17 protein-coding genes and 1 pseudogene are annotated in these 17086 nt (G+C 68.7%); 12 read left to right on the forward strand and 6 right to left on the reverse strand.

Features of this window, described 5'->3' with window-relative positions; all coding sequences use genetic code 11:
• Positions 1–40 precede the first annotated feature (40 nt).
• Positions 41–1309, reverse strand: a complete 1269-nt coding sequence (locus tag ACFWWR_RS14530; RefSeq protein WP_383871140.1) for an MFS transporter — start codon at positions 1307–1309, stop codon at positions 41–43.
• 741 nt (positions 1310–2050) lie between these two features.
• Here ACFWWR_RS14530 and ACFWWR_RS14535 point away from each other — a divergent pair.
• The 3 genes from ACFWWR_RS14535 (at position 2051) to ACFWWR_RS14545 (ending at position 4719) form a co-directional block, all read left to right on the forward strand.
• Positions 2051–3052: a C-terminal binding protein gene (locus ACFWWR_RS14535; RefSeq protein WP_384303445.1), complete on the forward strand. Its 1002-nt coding sequence runs from the start codon at positions 2051–2053 to the stop codon at positions 3050–3052.
• Entirely contained in the window at positions 3052–4116 is a 1065-nt protein-coding gene (locus tag ACFWWR_RS14540) for a phosphotransferase family protein (protein WP_383871134.1), read from the forward strand. Before ACFWWR_RS14535 ends, ACFWWR_RS14540 begins: the two co-directional genes overlap by 1 nt.
• 72 nt (positions 4117–4188) lie before the next feature.
• On the forward strand, positions 4189–4719 hold the full coding sequence (locus tag ACFWWR_RS14545) for a cupin domain-containing protein (protein WP_384303447.1): 531 nt from the start codon (positions 4189–4191) through the stop codon (positions 4717–4719).
• Between the two features lie 847 nt (positions 4720–5566).
• On the opposite strand, the gene ACFWWR_RS14550 is transcribed toward ACFWWR_RS14545, so the two are convergent.
• Complete coding sequence (locus tag ACFWWR_RS14550; protein WP_384303449.1) at positions 5567–6466, reverse strand: LysR family transcriptional regulator; 900 nt, start codon at positions 6464–6466, stop codon at positions 5567–5569.
• A 179-nt stretch (positions 6467–6645) separates the two neighbouring features.
• Here ACFWWR_RS14550 and ACFWWR_RS14555 point away from each other — a divergent pair, with 179 nt between their 5' ends.
• The 5 genes from ACFWWR_RS14555 (at position 6646) to ACFWWR_RS14575 (ending at position 11493) form a co-directional block, all read left to right on the forward strand.
• Complete coding sequence (locus ACFWWR_RS14555) at positions 6646–7818, forward strand: acyl-CoA dehydrogenase family protein (RefSeq protein WP_384303451.1); 1173 nt, start codon at positions 6646–6648, stop codon at positions 7816–7818.
• 187 nt (positions 7819–8005) lie between these two features.
• Positions 8006–8503, forward strand: a complete 498-nt coding sequence (locus ACFWWR_RS14560; RefSeq protein ID WP_383871122.1) for a flavin reductase family protein — start codon at positions 8006–8008, stop codon at positions 8501–8503.
• Positions 8504–8947: 444 nt separating this feature from the next.
• The gene (locus ACFWWR_RS14565) at positions 8948–9619 is read left to right on the forward strand and encodes a hypothetical protein (RefSeq protein ID WP_384303453.1); all 672 of its coding nucleotides are present in this window, start codon (positions 8948–8950) and stop codon (positions 9617–9619) included.
• Positions 9620–9696: 77 nt separating this feature from the next.
• Positions 9697–10572, forward strand: a complete 876-nt coding sequence (locus ACFWWR_RS14570; protein ID WP_383871116.1) for a PhzF family phenazine biosynthesis protein — start codon at positions 9697–9699, stop codon at positions 10570–10572.
• Positions 10573–10743: 171 nt separating this feature from the next.
• Positions 10744–11493: a DNA alkylation repair protein gene (locus ACFWWR_RS14575; protein ID WP_384303455.1), complete on the forward strand. Its 750-nt coding sequence runs from the start codon at positions 10744–10746 to the stop codon at positions 11491–11493.
• A gap of 28 nt (positions 11494–11521) precedes the next feature.
• Here the strand turns inward: ACFWWR_RS14575 and ACFWWR_RS14580 are convergent, their stop codons facing one another.
• Positions 11522–11767 (reverse strand): hypothetical protein, encoded by a 246-nt coding sequence (locus tag ACFWWR_RS14580; RefSeq protein ID WP_383871110.1) that lies wholly within the window; start codon positions 11765–11767, stop codon positions 11522–11524.
• Positions 11768–12062: 295 nt separating this feature from the next.
• Between ACFWWR_RS14580 and ACFWWR_RS14585 the strand changes: the two genes are divergently transcribed.
• Positions 12063–12461, forward strand: coding sequence for a hypothetical protein (locus ACFWWR_RS14585; RefSeq protein WP_383871108.1), 399 nt, complete (start codon positions 12063–12065; stop codon positions 12459–12461).
• Between the two features lie 47 nt (positions 12462–12508).
• On the opposite strand, the gene ACFWWR_RS14590 is transcribed toward ACFWWR_RS14585, so the two are convergent.
• On the reverse strand, positions 12509–12838 hold the full coding sequence (locus ACFWWR_RS14590; protein ID WP_383871106.1) for a hypothetical protein: 330 nt from the start codon (positions 12836–12838) through the stop codon (positions 12509–12511).
• Between the two features lie 90 nt (positions 12839–12928).
• Here ACFWWR_RS14590 and ACFWWR_RS14595 point away from each other — a divergent pair.
• Both ACFWWR_RS14595 and ACFWWR_RS14600 read left to right on the forward strand, forming a co-directional pair.
• Positions 12929–13700: pseudogene (locus ACFWWR_RS14595) on the forward strand (IS5 family transposase).
• Positions 13701–13920: 220 nt separating this feature from the next.
• The gene (locus ACFWWR_RS14600) at positions 13921–14124 is read left to right on the forward strand and encodes a cold-shock protein (RefSeq protein ID WP_037751662.1); all 204 of its coding nucleotides are present in this window, start codon (positions 13921–13923) and stop codon (positions 14122–14124) included.
• Between the two features lie 607 nt (positions 14125–14731).
• On the opposite strand, the gene ACFWWR_RS14605 is transcribed toward ACFWWR_RS14600, so the two are convergent.
• Positions 14732–15127: a GNAT family N-acetyltransferase gene (locus ACFWWR_RS14605; protein ID WP_383871103.1), complete on the reverse strand. Its 396-nt coding sequence runs from the start codon at positions 15125–15127 to the stop codon at positions 14732–14734.
• Between the two features lie 494 nt (positions 15128–15621).
• Between ACFWWR_RS14605 and ACFWWR_RS14610 the strand changes: the two genes are divergently transcribed.
• Entirely contained in the window at positions 15622–15942 is a 321-nt protein-coding gene (locus ACFWWR_RS14610) for a hypothetical protein (RefSeq protein ID WP_383871151.1), read from the forward strand.
• Between the two features lie 154 nt (positions 15943–16096).
• On the opposite strand, the gene ACFWWR_RS14615 is transcribed toward ACFWWR_RS14610, so the two are convergent.
• Positions 16097–16978 (reverse strand): helix-turn-helix transcriptional regulator, encoded by an 882-nt coding sequence (locus ACFWWR_RS14615; RefSeq protein WP_384303457.1) that lies wholly within the window; start codon positions 16976–16978, stop codon positions 16097–16099.
• Positions 16979–17086: the final 108 nt, after the last annotated feature.

Raw genomic sequence — 17086 nt, forward strand, 5'->3', positions numbered from 1 at the left:
CCGGCGCCCGGTGCAACACGGCGGCAGATGGCCGGCGGCCCTAGCGGACCGCGTTGTTGAACTGCGCGGGGCGGACGAAGGCCAGCGCCGCGGCGCCCATCAGCGGCAGCACCGTGACCTGCAGCAAGCCTGCCCGGCTCCAGTCGAAGGAGTCCACCAGTGCGGCGAAGAGCAGGCCCGAGAAGGCCGCCGTCCCGTAGTAGCTGGTGACGAAGAGGCCGGAGGCGCGTCCTATCTGCTCGGGACGGACGGACCGCTGCATCGCGCTGTTGGTGTTGGGATAGATGAAGCCCAGACCGAAGGCGCCCATGAGGAAGGCGAGCACGTACTGCATGCCGATTCCGGGATGGGTCTCGTAGATGCACACGCTGATGGCGGAGACGGCGACCATGCTCAGGATCAGCAGGTTGCGCTGGTTCACGCGGTCCCCGAGCCACCCGCCGAGGATGCCCAGCATGCCGCCGAAGCCGAGGCAGCTCATGGCCAGTGCGGCCTGCCCGGCGGTGTAGTGCAGCGAGCTGATGAGGTACGTCGGGTAGAGGCCGAGGAACCCGTAGATGGCCACGCCGCTGACGACGGAGTGGACGGCCAGAGCGATGGAGTTGCGGTTGTAGGCGGAGGCCGGCATGTACTCGTAGGTCCTGGTCGAGACGACCTTCTCGGCGGAGTGCTCGGTCAGACCGGTTTTCACGAGGAACAGGGAGGCGGCGGCGATCAGCAGGCCGGCCACCCCGAACAGGTAGAAGGGCGAGTGCCACGTGCCGTGCATGCTCATGAGCTGGACGCCGATGAGCGGGGCGATGAACACGCCGATGGAGTAGCCCATGCCGATGACGCCGAAGGCGAGACCCCGCCGGTGGGCGAAGAAGGCGCCGATCGCCGCGAAGATGGCGGCGGACTGCATGCCCTCGCCGAAGCCGGAGACGACCCGGTACAGGGTCATGTCGGCGAAGCCGGTGGCCAGTGGCGTGGCCATGGTGCCCAGCGAGTAGATCACGATGCTGACCAGCAGCACGGTCTTGCGGCGGAAGCGGTCCAGGAGATAGCCCGCGGGCAGGCCGGCCAGGGCCATACCGAGGGTGAAGTTCGTCGCCAGCAACCCGCCCTGCTCCAGGGAGAATCCGTACTCCGCGCGGATGTTGGGCAGCAGGGGAGGAAAGACCTGTCGGTCCATCGCGTTGACCATGTAGGAGAGGACCACCAGCAGGAAGCCCACCCCGATCATGAGGCGGGAAATGGGGGCCGGGCTCTTTTCCTGCGTGTCGCTTTCGGGCACCGCGCTGGTGTCGACTTGCGCTGCGTGAGTCATAGCGGCTCCTGAGGAGGAATGGGCCACGGCAGGCCGCGGCGGATACATCGCCGGTACGGGGCCGTACGGGCGATGACGAGAAGCGGTGAGCTGAACACGGACTCGTGGCGACGACGGCGATGCTGTCGTCGGCAGGCGGAATGAGGGCGACAGGCTGCCGCGCGGTCGGACACCGCGTGCGGAATTGAGCCCTGTATCGCCCGTCGGGGACGTCCGTGGCTATGGCGTCTTCGACAGCCGGACCCCGTGCGGAGACTTATCGGTCACACGGTCGGCGCTGGCAGAAACCATGAGGGGGAAGTCTCTTGCGCGTCAAGACGTGAACGCCGGATTTCTTCGGTGTTTCTCGATTTCCGGCTCCGGCCGGGCTGCTCGGCGCTCACCGGGCCCTGTGGCACAGGGGGCGGCGAGCATGTGCGCGTCCCACTCTTGACGTGTTGAAGACCCGCAATGCTATCGTTAGCACCACGTGGCTGTGACAAAGTGATTCGACGTGCCCCGACATCTCGTGATCCGTTCCAGGGGCATCCCGCGGCGCCCGCACCGACCACAAGTCGGCGCGCGCCTGCTACACCGACCGAGCCCGGCGACCCTCTCCACTTCACCCTCCTGGCGGCCGACGGCCCAACCGGACATGCCGACGGCCGCCCTTCCGGGGGCGATCAGACCCGCACATCGGATGTGACCGGGATGACCCCGGCCGTCCGCCGCGGCCGCACGATTCTGCGAGGACGACCTGCCATGAAACCACCGAGCCGCCCAGGCACCGTGCTGCTCACCGACTACGCCTGGCCCGACGACTCCGTCGAGCGATCGGTCATCGAGGAGGCGGGCCACACCCTGGTGACCGGGCCCGCCGATCCCGCCTCCGCCGAGGCGATCGAGAAACTGGTGGCCGAGCACCGGCCCGCCGGGATCCTGACCTGCTGGGCCCCCGTCTCCGCCGGCGCGATCGGCACGTCGCCCGATCTGCGGATCGTGGCCAGACTCGGAGTCGGGCTCGACAACATCGCCGTGGACACCGCCACCGAGCGCGGTGTGTGGGTCACCAACGTGCCCGACTACTGCGTCGAGGAAGTCTCCGACCACGCCGTCGGCATGGTGCTGGCCTGGACACGGGGCCTGGCCGTGTCCGACCGGGAGGTCCGCGCGGGCCGCTGGGACCCCGCCGGCGCCCGGCTGCGCCGACTGTCGACGCTGACCTGCGGTGTCGTCGGATACGGGCGCATCGGACGCGCCACCGTGCGCAAGCTCGGCGCGTTCGGCAGCCGGATCCTGGCCCACGACCCACATCCGCCGAAGGACGCCCCAGGAGTGGAGATGGTGGGCCTCGAGGAGCTGCTGCGCCGCAGCGACGTGGTGATCCTCCACGTGCCGCTCACGCCGGACACCCACCACATCATCGGCGCCGAGCAGCTGGAGCTGATGGCACCGGGCGGTCTGCTCGTCAACGTCAGCCGTGGCGGCCTGGTGGACACCGACGCGGTCGTCAAGGCGCTGGACAGCGGGCACCTGGACGGAGCCGCCTTCGACGTACTGGAGACCGAACCGCGCGTCCCCGCCGGGCTGCTGGACCAGCCGGGAGCTCTCCTCACCCCGCACATCGCCTTCTCCTCCGACGCCTCGGTCACGGAACTGCGCCGCCGCGCCGCCGAGGAGGTCGTACGAATCCTGGCGGGCGAAACACCTGCCCACGCCTGCAACAGCCCCCTCGCTCCTACCACCGGGTCGGGTGACCGGTGATGAGCCCGACCTCCGCACAGGTGAGCCCGGGCCCCGTGCCCGACACCGCGCTGGCCGACTTCCTGACCGCGCACGAGCTCGCCGAACCCGGCGAAGCCGCACGCTGGACGCCACTGGCGGGCGGTGTCTCGTCCGATCTGTGGCGAGTGGACCTGCCGGGACGTTCCCTCTGCGTCAAACGCGCCCTGGCCAAGTTGAAGGTCGCCGCCGACTGGCAGGCACCGGTGTCGCGCAACGCCTACGAATGGGCGTGGATGCGGTTCGCCTCCCGGCACCGCCCCGACAGCGTGCCCGAACTGCTGGCCCACGACCCCGAAGCCGGCCTGTTCGCGATGGAGTTCCTGCCCCCCGAGCACTACCCCGTGTGGAAGGCACAGCTGCTGCGCGGCGAGGTGCGGGCCGCGACCGCGGCGGCCGTCGGAGAGCTGCTCGGCACCCTCCACGCGGCCGGCGCCGGCGACGCCGGCCTCGCCGCGGACTTCGCGACCGACGACAACTTCCACGCGCTGCGCATCGAGCCGTACCTGCTGGCCACCGCCGCCGCGCACCCCGGTCTGAGCAGCATCCTTCAGGGCCTCGCCGACCGCACGGCCACGACGCACGTGGCCCTGGTGCACGGTGACGTCAGTCCCAAGAACATCCTCGTCGGACCGTCCGGGCCCGTGCTGTTGGACGCCGAGTGCGCCTGGTACGGAGACCCCGCCTTCGACCTCGCCTTCTGCGTCAACCATCTGCTCCTCAAGAGCCTGGTGGTACCCGGGCGCCGCGCCGATCTCCTGCGGTCCGCCCGGGTGCTGGCAGAGGAGTACGTCCGGTGCGTCGACTGGGAACCTCGGCCGGCCCTTGAGGCGCGGGCCGCTTCACTGCTGCCGGCCCTGCTGCTCGCCCGGGTGGACGGCAAGTCCCCGGTGGAGTACCTCACGGACGACCGGCACCGGATGTTCGTACGCACGGTGGCATCGGCCCTGCTCAGGGCACCCGCCCCCACAGTGGCGGACGTCCTGGACACCTGGGCGAGCGAGCTCGGTCCCTCGACCGGGCCCGGCCAAGGCCGAGCCGACTGACCTTACCGGTCCGTCAGGGCCCGACGACCCTGACGGACCCACGCACCGACTGACGCGATTGAGGAGAGACACATGCGCAGAGTCGTCACCGGCCATGACGAGAACGGCAGATCGGTCGTGGTCAGCGACGGTCCCGTCCCGCGCAGCCGGGAGTTCACCAGCCTGCCGGGCTGGGTCTCCCGCCTGCCGTGGGCCACCGAACCCGGCGAACCGGTCGGCCGGACAGGGGAGGACCCCACGCCGAAGGTCACCAGCCTGCTGCCGGTGCCCGGCGGCACGCGCTTCATCGTGCTGACCTTCCCGCCGGACACCGCGATGGCCGACCCGGCGTTCGACCCCGTCGCCTTCGACCAGGAGCAGCGGGCCGACTCACCCGGCATCGCGGACCGCATGGAGCCCGACGGCATGCACACCACGCCGACCGTGGACTACGGCATCGTGCTGCAGGGCGAGATCGTCCTCGAACTCGACGACGGCCGGTGCACCCACCTCTCGGCAGGCGACATCGTGATCCAGAACGGCACCCGGCACGGCTGGCGCAACCGCGGCGATCAACCGGTCACGATGGCCTTCGTCCTCGTCGGCGCGGAACGGGACGTCTGACACGGCAGTCGGTCCACGGTCCCGTTCCGTGTTCAGCCGTCGGGGGAGCGAGATTGTCGTCGCGTGGAGCCCTCGTGACTGCTCGCCTCCTTGCCCCTGCGACGGCCCGATGTTCGCCCTCTCCGAGTCCGCTCACTGGCAGCGGGCAGCGGCCGGATTTGTCCACCGCCGCTTCTCCGCCGCGACGTCCGAACCGTCACCCCTGTCCGCGGCAGAGGGATCCAGTTGCCGGCGAGCGTGGGGCGGGCCTTGGCAGCCGATGAGCTTCAGGGGCGGCAGCGGCCATACTGGCCCGAAAGCGTGCGGCATCCCCGACCCGGCGTGTTCGCGCCCACGACCTGGTCGACACTGCACGACACGAGACACGACGAGCCGCCGAGAACAACAAGTGCCCCGCATGGGCTGACCGGCACGACGACGGTTCTCAAGCGTGGCGGGAGGAGAACCCCGGGCGTCCGGCGCACTCCATCCCGTCGCGGTCCGCCGACCGAAGGCGCAGGATGGCCAGACTGCGCCGGGTGCCGCGCTCAGGGGACCGCGCGTGGTGGACGGCCTGGGGCGAATCCTCGAAAGTCACTCTGTGACGACGGTGGCGGTCGACATCAGGGCGGCTTGGACGCCGAGTGCTGCTGCAGGCGCCCATCTCCGTGCACCTCGACCTGTCCGACCTGCCGTCCGCGGCGGCCGGACCCGGTGGGCCGCGGGAGGCGCGGCGGATGCGTCGCGAGCAACGGCGGGCCGTTGCCCACTGCCACCGTGCAGTATCTCCGTAGTCGGTGTGAGGGGTGTCGGCCCGGCCTGGTGCCCGTTGCGTACGAGTCGTTCGGGGTTGAACGCCCAAGGGCCGTCAGCCGGTTGTCCGCGCAGTGTCCGCAGCGGCGAGCGAGTCCTTGGCGAACTGGAGGAACGCCCGCGCCCGATGGCTGGGGGTGACGTGTGCCGCGTGGGCGATCACGAGCTCGACCTCGTCCAAGGGGTCGCTGAGGGGCACGGATGCCAGGGGAAGCCCCTCGACGCTGGTGTCGGTCGGCCAGGACTGGATCAACGTGGCGAAGCCGAGGCCGCGGGCGACCATGCTGCGGACCGCCTCGATGCTCGAGGTCCGGTACCTGACGTTCGGCTGTGCTCCCGCGAGGGAGAACCAGTGGTCCGCGTTCTGCTGGGCCGGCGGCTCGGAGTAGATGATCAGTGGTTCGTCCGCCAGTTCGGCGAGAGAGACCGCCTTGCGCTCCGCCATCGGATGACCGGCGGACACGATGACATACGGGCGGCTGGAGCGCAGCGTCGTGCAGGACAGACCGGGCTGGGCGCCGAACGCGTACAACAGGGCCAGGTCGCATCCGCCCTGGAGCAAAGCCTGTCGCATCTCTTCCTGCTGACCCTCGATCAGTTCGAGGTCGACCGCCGGGTGGACCTGCCTGAACCCGTCCACCAGGGGCGGGATGAGAAACGGGGTCAGGGCCGCGTAGCAGCCGATCGTCAGGCGGCCCGCCAGACGGCCCTCCTCCGCCCGGGCGCTCGCCGTGAGTTCGTCGGCCTGCGCCAGCATGGCTTGGGCGCGCTCCAGGATCCGGCTGCCGGCCTCTGTGAGGAAGGCTCCCTTCGCCCGGCGCCGTACCAGCAACTGGACTCCGAGGCGGCGCTCCAGATCGGCGATCGCCGTGGAGATGCTCGCCTGGGAAGCGTGGCATCGCACCGCCGCCGCGCTCATGGAGCCCGTGTCCGCCACCGCGACGAAGTATTCCAATTGGCGTAGGGAAAGATTGGCCGCCATTTCGCTCCTGCTGTCATGGGATCCCTGATAAGCCTTATAGGAAAGTTCTGGTTTTCCTGGCCGTAACGCGGATGTCATCCTAAGCCGCAGTCACCTTCTGAAAAAAGCTTGGTTGACGACCAGCCCCCGCACATTCAGCTAGGAGCCCTTTCATGGCCACGCTTCTTGACCCCGCTCAATCCTCGGCCCGACGAACCGACGACAGTGTGCTCGGCCGCGTCCGCGCACTCCTTCCCGAGATCGCGGCACGATCTGCCGAAGGTGAGAACGCGCGGGCTGTTCCGGCGGATCTCGTCACCGCCCTGCGCGAGGCAGGAGCATTCCGGATGGCCCTGCCCAGGGTGTGGGGCGGAGAGCAGCTCGGGCTGCCGGAGGCCGCCCGGGTGGTGCGGGAGATCGCACGAGCCGACGGCTCGACGGGCTGGACCGTTCAGGCCGCTTCGATGGCCTGGTTCTTCGTACGGTCACTGCCCCGGGAGACGCTGGAGAAGGAGGTGTTCGCCGACGGTGCCGACCTCATGCTCCGTGGAGCGGTGGCTCCCAAGGGGCTGGCGACGCCGGTGCAGGGCGGCTATCGGCTCAGTGGTCGCTGGCCGCTCGCGAGCGGCCCGTTCACCCCGGACTGGATGCTCGCGGGGTTCCTGGTCGAGGGGGCGCCTCCGCTGCCGGACGGCCGTCCGGACATGCGGGTCGCGCTGTTGCGTTCCGAGCAGGTGACGTTCCTCGACACCTGGGACGCGGTCGGCCTACGTGCCACGCAGAGCACCGACTTCACGATGGACGACGTCTACGTGCCGGAACACCACACGGGGCCGATGTTCGGCGACAACAACTTCCCCGCTCCCCTTTACGACCTGCCGTACTCCCCGACGGGCTCCTCGCACGACGCCGTCGTCCTCGGCGCCTTGGAGGGTGCGCTCGCCGATCTCTCCGCACTCGCCGCCACCAAGCGGCCGGCGTTCAACCCCAAGGCACTGCTCGGTGAGGACCCGGTGTTCCAGGAGAAGTTCGCGGAACTGCACGTGCGTACGGCCGCTTTGACGGCCCTGTCGGAACACACCGGCCGTCTCGTCATGGACCGTGCCCTCGCCGGAGAGGCACCCACGCCGGACGAGTGGTTCACCTACACCGGCAGCACCCAGCACATCCATCACGACGGCATCCGGATCCTCAACGAGATCATGACCCTCTCGGGCAGCGCGGGCCTCTACAGCACCAGCTCACTTCAGCGCCGCTGGCGCGACGTCCGCTGCGTTTCTCAGCACGTGGTCGGCAACAACGGTGCGATACGGCAGTTGGGCGCAGTCCTGTCGAAGCAGAACTGAAACTCGTCCCTGTCCGTGCCCCGGAAGTGCCCCTCTCCGTGATCTGAACCCGCGCCAGAGCCTTTCACCTTTTCACCACCTCGGGAGAAGCAATGAATACGCCATTCACCCTCGATCCACGAATCAGTGAGAGCTCCGTTTCTCAGCGGGCCAGCTCCACCAACCGACACCAGACGGGTGGTCTCCGGTGAGCCCTCTCCACGCGGCACCGACCAGTCCCGCGCTCCTGCGTCAGGCTTTCGGCTGCTTTCCGTCCGGGGTGACAGCCGTGTGCGCACTCGACTCCGACAGCCCGGTGGGCATGGCGGCGAGTACGTTCACCCCGGTTTCCCTGTCACCCGCGCTGATATCGGTCTGCGTGCAGGACACCTCGAGGACATGGCCCAGACTGCGTCAGCGAAGCCGAGTGGGCGTGAGCGTGCTCGCCGAGGGACAGGACGCGGTCTGCCGGTCACTGGCCGGCAAGGCCGGCGACCGGTTCGCCGGCGTCGACTGGGATGCCGACGAGGAGGGCGGTGTCTACATCCACGGCGCAAGTCTCTGGCTGGACTGCTCCCTGCACGCCGAACTTCCCGGAGGCGACCACACGATCGTGCTCCTCGAAGTCCACGGTCTGAAAGCCGAACCCGACCGAGAACCCCTGGTGTTCCACAACAGCCGGTTCCGACGCCTGGCCATCTCGTAGACAGGCGCTGCCGCTCGGACTCGCGATGCCCGTCTGTCTTCCGGTGACAAATAATGGTCGGCCGACCTCGCCGACCTCGCCGACCTCGCCGACCTCGCCGACGCAGCCGGCGACTTCGGGGAGCTCAGCGAGTATCTGGACGAGGGACTCATGCACCCGGGTACCTGCTTACGCGACGCGCGGTGGCGACCGGCGACCTGCGCGAGCTGCAACGGATCTCCGACGCCGGTAACGGCGAAGCCGGCAAGGAGGTCACGGTCACGGTCCGGTTCCCGAGCTCGAACCGGACCGGCTGTGGCAGCGGCTGCCGCAGAACCAGAGAGGGTATTCGCTGGGGATGACGCCCGGCGCCCGGGATGGCGCTCGCTCAGGGCTCCAGCCTGACTGATAATCCGAAGACCTGATGGGTCCGCCCGGCTACGGTGCGGGTGAGGAGGTGGGCCGATGGGCGCGTCGATGCTCTACCAGGTTCTGGAACCGCTGCCGGACGCGCGGACTGCTCTGCTGTTCGCACGCGAACTGCTCGCCCGATTCGGTACCGGGACGCCGGACATGCCTTCCCTGAGCTTCAACGACATCGCCACGCGGGAACAGTTCCACTACGCCCGGCAGTACTTCACCTGCGGCACGTTCCTCAGCTCAAAGCGGGACCTCCAGGACTCGCGTGTGCAGGAACTCTGGCAGACCCTGTACGGCCTGGGCCTCCGGGACACGTCCACTGGCTGGGTGGAGACAGAGCTGCAGCCCGAACTGGCGTCCCTGTGGCCTTTGCCGCAGGGAGTGCGGTTCCAGCTGATGAAGGGAGAGGCGCCCTCCACCTTTCCCATCCGTGACTGCGACGAGTGCACCGAGGCGGAGATCGACCGCGCAGTCGCGGCCTGCGGCCCCCTGTCGATCGACATCGACTGGTTCTGGGCACTGCGCGGTCTACCAAGCTCCAACCTCTGCGGCGTCCAACTGTGCCTCAACAGCACATGGACCGAGCAATACAGTGAACCTGATCCGGGCAGGCACGCCGTGTACCTGTCCATCGGCACGCGAAACTCGGACGAAGACGTACGGGATTGGCTGCAGGGCACCGGACTGCGCCTGGGGAAATCTCAGCTGGGTTGGTAGACAGGTCCGCCAGGCCAGCAGCGACAAGGGGAACAAGGAAAGGAATAGTCGAGGGCCCGCCCCACGTTGCCGCGAACATGACGACGAACGCGCCGCGGCCCGAGGTGCTGCGATACACCGCCTTCTCCAGCGCCCCCGACGGCGGCAACCCCGCCGGCGTCGTGCTGGACGCCACCGCCCTGGACGACAACGGCATGCTGGCCATCGCCGCCGACCTCGGATACTCGGAGTCCGCGTTCCTGACCGCGCCCCCGGAGGACCTCGGCGGTCAGGAGGGGCGGGCGTACACCATCCGCTACTTCAGCCCCAAGGCCGAGGTGCCGTTCTGTGGACATGCCACCGTTGCGGCCGCCGTCGCGCTCGCCGAGCGGATGGGCCCCGGGGAGCTGGTGTTCGCGACGCGCGCCGGTACCGTGCCGGTGGAGGTGGTCGAGGAAGGCGGGACGGTCAGGGCAACGCTCACCAGTGTCGAGCCGCACATCGAGGAGATCGCCGACGCCGACTTCACGGAGGTGCTCGCCGCGCTCGGCTGGCCGCCTACCGATCTCGACCCGGCGTTCCCGCCCCGTATCGCGTTCGCCGGGGCCCGCCATCTCGTTCTCGCGGCGGCGACGCGCGCTCGCCTCGCAGACCTCGCATATGACTTCGCGCGCCTCGAGGCGCTGATGCACCGCTTGGACCTGACCACGGTCCAGTTGGTGTGGCGGGAGTCGGCGACCGTCTTCCATGTCCGTGACCCGTTCCCCGTCGGAGGCGTCGTCGAGGACCCGGCGACCGGGGCCGCTGCCGCCGCGTTCGGTGCGTACGCTCGGGAGCTCGGCCTGGCCCCCGAGGACGCCGTCCTCACCCTGCACCAGGGCGAGGACCTGGGCCGCCCCGGCGAGCTCACGGTGACCTTGCGCGCGGGCGACTCGCGCGTCCGTGTCAGCGGCGCAGGAGCTCGTATCAGCTGAAACGCCGGTCATGACAGCAGTGCGTGCACGGCGGGCCTTCCCTCAGTGGCAACGGGCGTCCAGAACGCCGACCGAGTGGGACCGCTCGGCCGGCGTTCGGCCTCTCGGCCGGGGAGCAGGCTGCGACTGCGGACTGCGGACTGCGGACTGCGGGCGCTAGCGTCCGTCAGCATGACAACTGCCACCCTGAGGAAGATGCGGTCCGAGCTGAGGGATCATGCGGAGCCCAGCGTCCGGGCGCAACTGGTGCGGGTGCTCAGCCCCGCGGTCGACGACGAGCTGCTCGGCGTACGCGTTCCGGTGATGCGCGAACTGGCCCGGCAACACCGCGAGTTGCCGCTGGAGGACGTGGACGTTCTGCTGCACAGCCGGGTGCACGAGGAGCGGTTCGCCGGTCTGCTGGTCCTGGCCGAGCAGGTGCGCAACGCACGGGGTGCCGAGCGGAAGGTGCTGGTCGATTTCTATCTGGCCCGCACCGACTGCGTGGACAACTGGGATCTGGTGGATGGTTCCGCGCACGTCGTACTGGGGCCGTGGCTGCTGGACGGACCGTCGGACATGCTGGACGTGCTGGACGAGCTGGCCGGGTCAGCGTGGCTGTGGGACCGCAGGATCGCCGTTGTGGCCACTTTGGCGCTGATCCGAGCCGGCCGCTTCGAGCCGACGTTCCGACTCGTTCTCAGGCTGCGCCGGGATCCGGAGCCGCTGATCCACAAGGCGTTGGGGTGGATGTTGAGGGAGATCGGCCGCCGGGACGAGCAGGTGATGGTGGATTTCCTCGACCGGAATCTCGCCGAGCTGCCCCGGATCACCGTGCGGTACGCGACCGAGCGCCTGGCGCCGGGTCGGCGGGCCCGGTTCGTGAAGACGCGTCAGGGCCGGCCCGGCGGATCGGGTGGGCAGCGGACCCTGCTCCCGTAGGCCCCCGGGAGAGACCGCGAAGGTCTGACTACGCGGCAGCCGTGCCGCCAAGCAGTGCCTCGGTTCGGCGGCGTGAGCGGCTGGGGCGGCCTGCGGCGGGCGGGGTGCCGTCGGCGAGAGCGAGGGTCGCGGTGACATCGTTGATGTTGGCGGCTGTGGTGATGACCTTCAGTGGGGTGCCGCGGCCGTCGCCGAGCAGGTGGTGTGCTCCGGTGGTGTTCAGTTCGGCGGGCAGGATGCGGTGAAGCCGGTCGAAGCATCCGCCTGCTGTCATCGCTCTTCCAGTCTGAGCCGGAGGCCTGGAGGGAGCCGAACTCCGGTGGTCCCAGCGACAGGAGTTGCCGGGCATGTTGTTGAAGACGACGTACAGGACGCCCTGCAGGCAGCCGGTCCGGCACCGATCGCGGGCCCGGCGACGTCTCGGGCCAGGGCGGCAGAGGCTCGATCAGCGCCCACGGGCCGTCGTCAACAGGCTGCGGCGGAGTGCTCACACCATCCCGAATGGCTGAATCATCACATCGGTCAGGCCCGACCAGGGCACTCGTGTGACGAGTCCATAGGGTGGTCGGATGTTCAACAGGTTCGAGGTCAGGGCGTTGCCGCCGGGGACCCGATGGGCTGCCCAGTTGCAGTTGTGGATCGACGGTGAGGACGTGGTGGCACAGGTGGTCGGCGCGGGAGGCCGTGGCCCGCTTGTGGAGGAGGCTCTGCTCCCCAGCGGCCGCAGCTCGCTGTGGGCCACCGGACAGGGGCGACGCGTGGTGTTGGGGGAGCCTGAGTGCACGGGCGGATGTTGCGGCGCCCTCTCCGTGTTCGTGCAGCGACACGGGCGCATCGTGGAGTGGTCCGACTGGCAGGTGCCCGACGGCGAAGCGCAGCCCCCGGCATTTCACTTCGACGCCGATCAGTACGACGCCGAGTTGGCTCGAGTCTCGGCAGATCGGTCATGGCGGGTCTTCACGGAGTGATGAGCCGAACGGCTCTCGTCGGATCGAGTACTGAGCGCTGCAGTTGACTACTGCTGCCCTTGCCTGGAACACCCGTCGGCTGACTTCGCCGCCTCTGCCTGATGGGCGGTGAGGATGAGCCGTCCGTCGGTCCCTGCTGCGACGACGTTGACCAGGAACGTGCTTCCCTCGTCGAAGCGCAGGGTGAAGAGCGGATCGAGTTCCATCAGGAAGTCGAAGCCCTCCCGGTCCTCCGCAGACACAGGAGGGTCGAGGATCGCGTCGCACGTCCACTCGCTGCCGGTCACGCGGACCGTGACTCGCACACCGAGCCTGCTCAGGCAGGTCGATCGGTTGGCCCACCACTCAAGCGTCGCGGTGCCCTCGTGAATGTTCATGGCCCAAGTATCGGGGGCAGGTAGACGGCCAAATGTCGGTCGTGCAGCGTTTGCGGCATCTCATTTGGCTGACTCGGTAGGCTGTGGCTCGTGGGGATCGTAGAGCGGCTGGTGCCGGATGCATTGTGGGAGTTGTTCCAGCGGGTGGTGCCGGAGGCCCCCTCGCGGCCTCAAGGCGGTGGCCGGCGCCGTCACGGTGACCGGGAGGTGCTGGCCGCGATCGTGTTCGTGGCCACATCCGGCTGCACGTGGCAGCAGTTGCCGTCCGCGTCGTTCGGGCCGTCGGGAGCGACGGCCCATCGGCGCTTTGCCGAGTGGGCAGGGGCCGGCGTGTGGGCCACACTCCACCGCCTGGTCCTTGACGAGTTCGGCACACGTGGCGACTTGGACTGGAGTCGCTGCGCGATCGACGCCGTGAACGTGCGGGCGCTGAGAAGGGAGGTCTGAGACCCGTCGACCGGGGCGAGTACGGGTCGAAGATCCACCTCATTCACCGAGCGGACCGGTCTGCCACAGCCCGTCGGGATTTCGAGAGCGAACCTGCAGGGCAGCCAAGCCCTGATCGCCGGTGAAGGGCATACCGCCCATGCGCTCGGCGACCCGGGCCGGGCAAGCTCCATGCCGACAAGAGCTACGGCTGCTCCCACCTGCGGCGATGGTTACGCGGGCGCGGCATCCTCCACCGCATCGCCCGAAGAGGCATCGACACTTCGCAGCGACTGGGCCGCCACCGCTGGACCATCTGACGCACCGTGGCCTGGCTCACCGCCTGCGCCGGCGCTATGGGCCGAAGGCTGACCGCTTCCTCGCCTGCACCAGCATCGCCTGCACCCTCACCTGCTTTCGCAGACCCACCAAATGAGATGATGTTCGAGACGAGGTCCTTTCGGAGTCCGGTGTGGCTGATGGCTGTTGCTCTCTGGTGAGGGCCCGTTTCGCCGTGTAGCGTCATCGGCAGCTGTCGTGGTTCGCAGTACCTGCCCGCGCTTTGGCGCGGGCGCTTTGCTGTGCAGTGCCGGACCAGGGCGATCACCTCCAGGACCGCGCGGTGCGGTTCCTGACGTCGACTGAGAGGCACCAACATGGCCAGCGGAACTGTGAAGTGGTTCAACGCCGAGAAGGGTTTTGGTTTCATCGCCCAGGACGGCGGCGGACCGGACGTCTTCGCGCACTACTCCAACATCAACGCCTCCGGCTTCCGCGAGCTGCAGGAAGGCCAGGCCGTCACCTTTGACATCACCCAGGGCCAGAAGGGCCCGCAGGCGGAGAACATCACCCCTGCCTGACCTGGGGTGGCCTCGGGCCCGTTCTGGGCCCGAGGCCAACACGAACCCCTGTGGACCCGCGGGGCTTCGCATGCTGTGCAGCGCTCTTACGGCCGCTAGCCCGGCTGAGCCTGTTCATCTGTCCGGGCCGGCTCTTCGCCCGGGGGCGCTCGGATCTTGAAGGCGTCGTACGTCCGGAGACAACAGGGCACCGGCGGTTGCGACCGTGATCAGCGTGGCGCACTCTGCGAGTGCCCAGCGCGTTCCCACCGCCATGGCCACGGGGCCTGCCAGGAGCAGGCCGAGCCAGGACGGCGAAAGCGAGCGCGACCTTGACAGAAGCATTGCCAAGGACCGAAACAGTACGGGCCGCAGCGAGCAGGACGAATGGCCTGGACAGCCACCGCGAATCGTGGCGTCGGCTGGCGCGGTTCCGCGGCGGCGTTGATGCGGCGGTGGCCGGACAAGGGCAGGCCGCGTGCTTCTGCGTCTGTGGGGCCTCGATTTCCCGATTGAGCAAGCCCACTTCGCCTAGCTGATGGGGGAGGGCCAGGGACCCAGAGTTCTGGCAAGGGCTTGTTGATGCCACTCCGCCTCCTGTGCCTCGCCCTGGTCTCGGATCTCGGCGTTATAGAGCAATGAGACCGGCTGTCGTCTCCTTGAAGCCGCAGCGATCGAAATAGAACGACCGCAGGTGCTCCTCGAAGTCGACGTGGAGCCATTCGCACTCTGCGGCACGGGCTTCGTGGGCTGCGGTGGCGACCAGCGCGGCGCCGACACCTCTCGCTCGGCGATGCTGTGCCACCACCGTGTCCAGGATGAAGGCGTGGACTCCGCCGTCCCAGACGACGTTGACGAAGCCGATCAGGGAGCCGTTCTCCCACGCACAGACCCAGCCGAGACTGTGGCGCTCGAGTCGTTCTCGCCAGTCAGTCCGAGCGACCGGGTGGCCGAAGCCGTCAGCGTGCAGCGAGTTGAGGGCGGCGTTGTCGAAGTCGCCACGCCACTCGTACTTGATCGTCACTCGTCGATCGTAAGGTCCGTGCCCCTTCCAGCGACCGGATTTACGGAGCGAGGAGAACTCGCTGCGGAGCAGTTCGAATCCGGCGCGGCCGAACATCACCTACATCTCGCCCCTGCTCACCGAGCCCGCCGGGACCCCTACTTGGGCGGTGCCCCGGGGCGTCAACCACTACGGTCTGGGCGCCCTGCTGGGCAACACGGTCGGCGGGTGGCTGGGTCACCCGGCGGCCACTCGCCACGCTCATCACGGCCGCCGCCGCGAGCATGCTGTTCCTGTTCTTGCTGGTGCCTCGTTCCCCGAGCCCGGTGGTGCCCGTGGTTCTGGTGACGGTCACGTGCGCCAGTCCGACTGCGCGAATCCTGTCGGAGGTACAGCGCCTCGGTTGGCGGTCAGTCTGGTGCTGCACGCATATCGCGTTGTGGGTCCAGGGGCGCCGCCGTAGGGTCACCGGCATGTCTTTGCGTCTTCGTATGCGTCAAGCACTGCCGGAAGCGATGCGCGCCCGTGACAAGGCCGCGGTGAGCGCCCTGCGCGCAACACTTGCTGCGCTGGACAACGCTGAGGCCGTGCCTGTGGACGAAGCTGAGCTCCGCGGCTCGGCCCTCGAGTACTCGCCGCTTGGTGTCGGTACCACCGAAGCGGCGCGGTGTGAGTTGAGCGAGCGCAGTGTGGTGGATGTCGTGCGCGCCGAGGCTGCCGAGCGACTGGACGTCGCAGCGCAGTTGACTGCGCCCGCGCACGCCGACCGAGCAGCACGGCTCCGCGCCGAGGCCGCCGTGCTGCTCCGCTTCCTCGACGGTCCGGGCACCGCCTAGGGAACGGGTCGCGTCGCTCCCGAAGCGACGCAGGAGCAGGGCTGGGAAGGGGTACGGTCACCGCGTGCGACCAGGTCATGGCGTGGATCGCGGGCCTCTGTGCCAGGCCACAGGCACGATCCACCGGCCGTTCCACAGCGGCGGACCGTCGCGGTCAGCTGAGGGGGGATGAGGCCGGCAGGTTCTGGTCGGCGGCCCAGGAGGCCAGGATGCGCAGCCGTTCGTGGGTGGGGGAGCCCGGGAGGGCCGTCCAGACGGTCAGGTGCTGGTCGGGGTCGGTGTTGGCGGTGAGGGTGTCCCAGTCCAGGACGAGTTCACCGACGACCGGGTGGCTGAGGGTTTTCGTGCCCACCGTGCGGGCGGCGACGTGGTGATCGCCCCACCATCGTGCGAACTGCTTGTCACGCATGGACAGTTCACCGACCAGCTCGATCAGACGGGGGTCCTCGGGGTACTTCGCGGCTTCCATTCGCAGTTGCGCCACTGAGATTTGCGCGGAGGTCTCCCAATCGGCGTACAGGGTGCGCATGGCCGGATTCGTGAAGATGATCCGCGGGTAGTTGCGGTGCTTTTCCGAAATGCGGGAGAAGTCGGTGACCAGGGCGGCGGCCAACGCGTTCCAGGCCAGAATGTCACCACGCCGACCCTGCACGATGGCGGGGGTGGCGGTGAGATCGTCCAAGACCCGCTGCAGTTGCGGCTGGACCTTCTGCCGGCCGCGTCGCCGGGTGCGGGTGGTGGTCTTGCCCGCGAGCTGGAAGAGGTAGCCGCGCTCGTCGTCGTCCAGGTGGAGTACGCGGGCGAGGACGTCCAGCACGGGTGCCGATGCCTGCATGCGGCCCTGTTCGAGACGGGTGTAGTAGTCGGTGCTGATACTGGCGAGCTGGGCGACCTCCTCGCGGCGCAGCCCCTCCACCCGGCGGGGCTTGCCGGTGTCGGGCAGTCCGACCGTGCGCGGGCTCAGCTCCGAGCGGCGCTTCTTGAGGAATTCTCCCAGCTCATTGAGGGGGACGTTGGCGGTCATGCTTCCCAGCATGACACCGATTCCACCCGGGAAAGGGGGGAGAAATTACTCCCAGGATGTTCCCTTCCCAGGATGCATCTCTCCGCTTTTCCCCTCTGCCGTCGCGTGTGAGGCTCGATG

This window comes from Streptomyces sp. NPDC058678 (assembly GCF_042714835.1).
Classification (GTDB): Bacteria; Actinomycetota; Actinomycetes; order Streptomycetales; family Streptomycetaceae; genus Streptomyces.

Bases quoted from the DNA above. Each gene is read 5' to 3' on its own strand.
- ACFWWR_RS14530 (WP_383871140.1), bottom strand. From the start codon at position 1,309: ATGACTCACGCAGCGCAAGTCGACACCAGCGCGGTGCCCGAAAGCGAC.
- ACFWWR_RS14535 (WP_384303445.1), top strand. From the start codon at position 2,051: ATGAAACCACCGAGCCGCCCAGGCACCGTGCTGCTCACCGACTACGCC.
- ACFWWR_RS14540 (WP_383871134.1), top strand. From the start codon at position 3,052: ATGAGCCCGACCTCCGCACAGGTGAGCCCGGGCCCCGTGCCCGACACC.
- ACFWWR_RS14545 (WP_384303447.1), top strand. From the start codon at position 4,189: ATGCGCAGAGTCGTCACCGGCCATGACGAGAACGGCAGATCGGTCGTG.
- ACFWWR_RS14555 (WP_384303451.1), top strand. From the start codon at position 6,646: ATGGCCACGCTTCTTGACCCCGCTCAATCCTCGGCCCGACGAACCGAC.
- ACFWWR_RS14565 (WP_384303453.1), top strand. From the start codon at position 8,948: ATGGGCGCGTCGATGCTCTACCAGGTTCTGGAACCGCTGCCGGACGCG.
- ACFWWR_RS14570 (WP_383871116.1), top strand. From the start codon at position 9,697: ATGACGACGAACGCGCCGCGGCCCGAGGTGCTGCGATACACCGCCTTC.
- ACFWWR_RS14575 (WP_384303455.1), top strand. From the start codon at position 10,744: ATGACAACTGCCACCCTGAGGAAGATGCGGTCCGAGCTGAGGGATCAT.
- ACFWWR_RS14580 (WP_383871110.1), bottom strand. From the start codon at position 11,767: ATGACAGCAGGCGGATGCTTCGACCGGCTTCACCGCATCCTGCCCGCC.
- ACFWWR_RS14585 (WP_383871108.1), top strand. From the start codon at position 12,063: ATGTTCAACAGGTTCGAGGTCAGGGCGTTGCCGCCGGGGACCCGATGG.
- ACFWWR_RS14590 (WP_383871106.1), bottom strand. From the start codon at position 12,838: ATGAACATTCACGAGGGCACCGCGACGCTTGAGTGGTGGGCCAACCGA.
- ACFWWR_RS14600 (WP_037751662.1), top strand. From the start codon at position 13,921: ATGGCCAGCGGAACTGTGAAGTGGTTCAACGCCGAGAAGGGTTTTGGT.
- ACFWWR_RS14610 (WP_383871151.1), top strand. From the start codon at position 15,622: ATGCGCGCCCGTGACAAGGCCGCGGTGAGCGCCCTGCGCGCAACACTT.
- ACFWWR_RS14615 (WP_384303457.1), bottom strand. From the start codon at position 16,978: ATGCTGGGAAGCATGACCGCCAACGTCCCCCTCAATGAGCTGGGAGAA.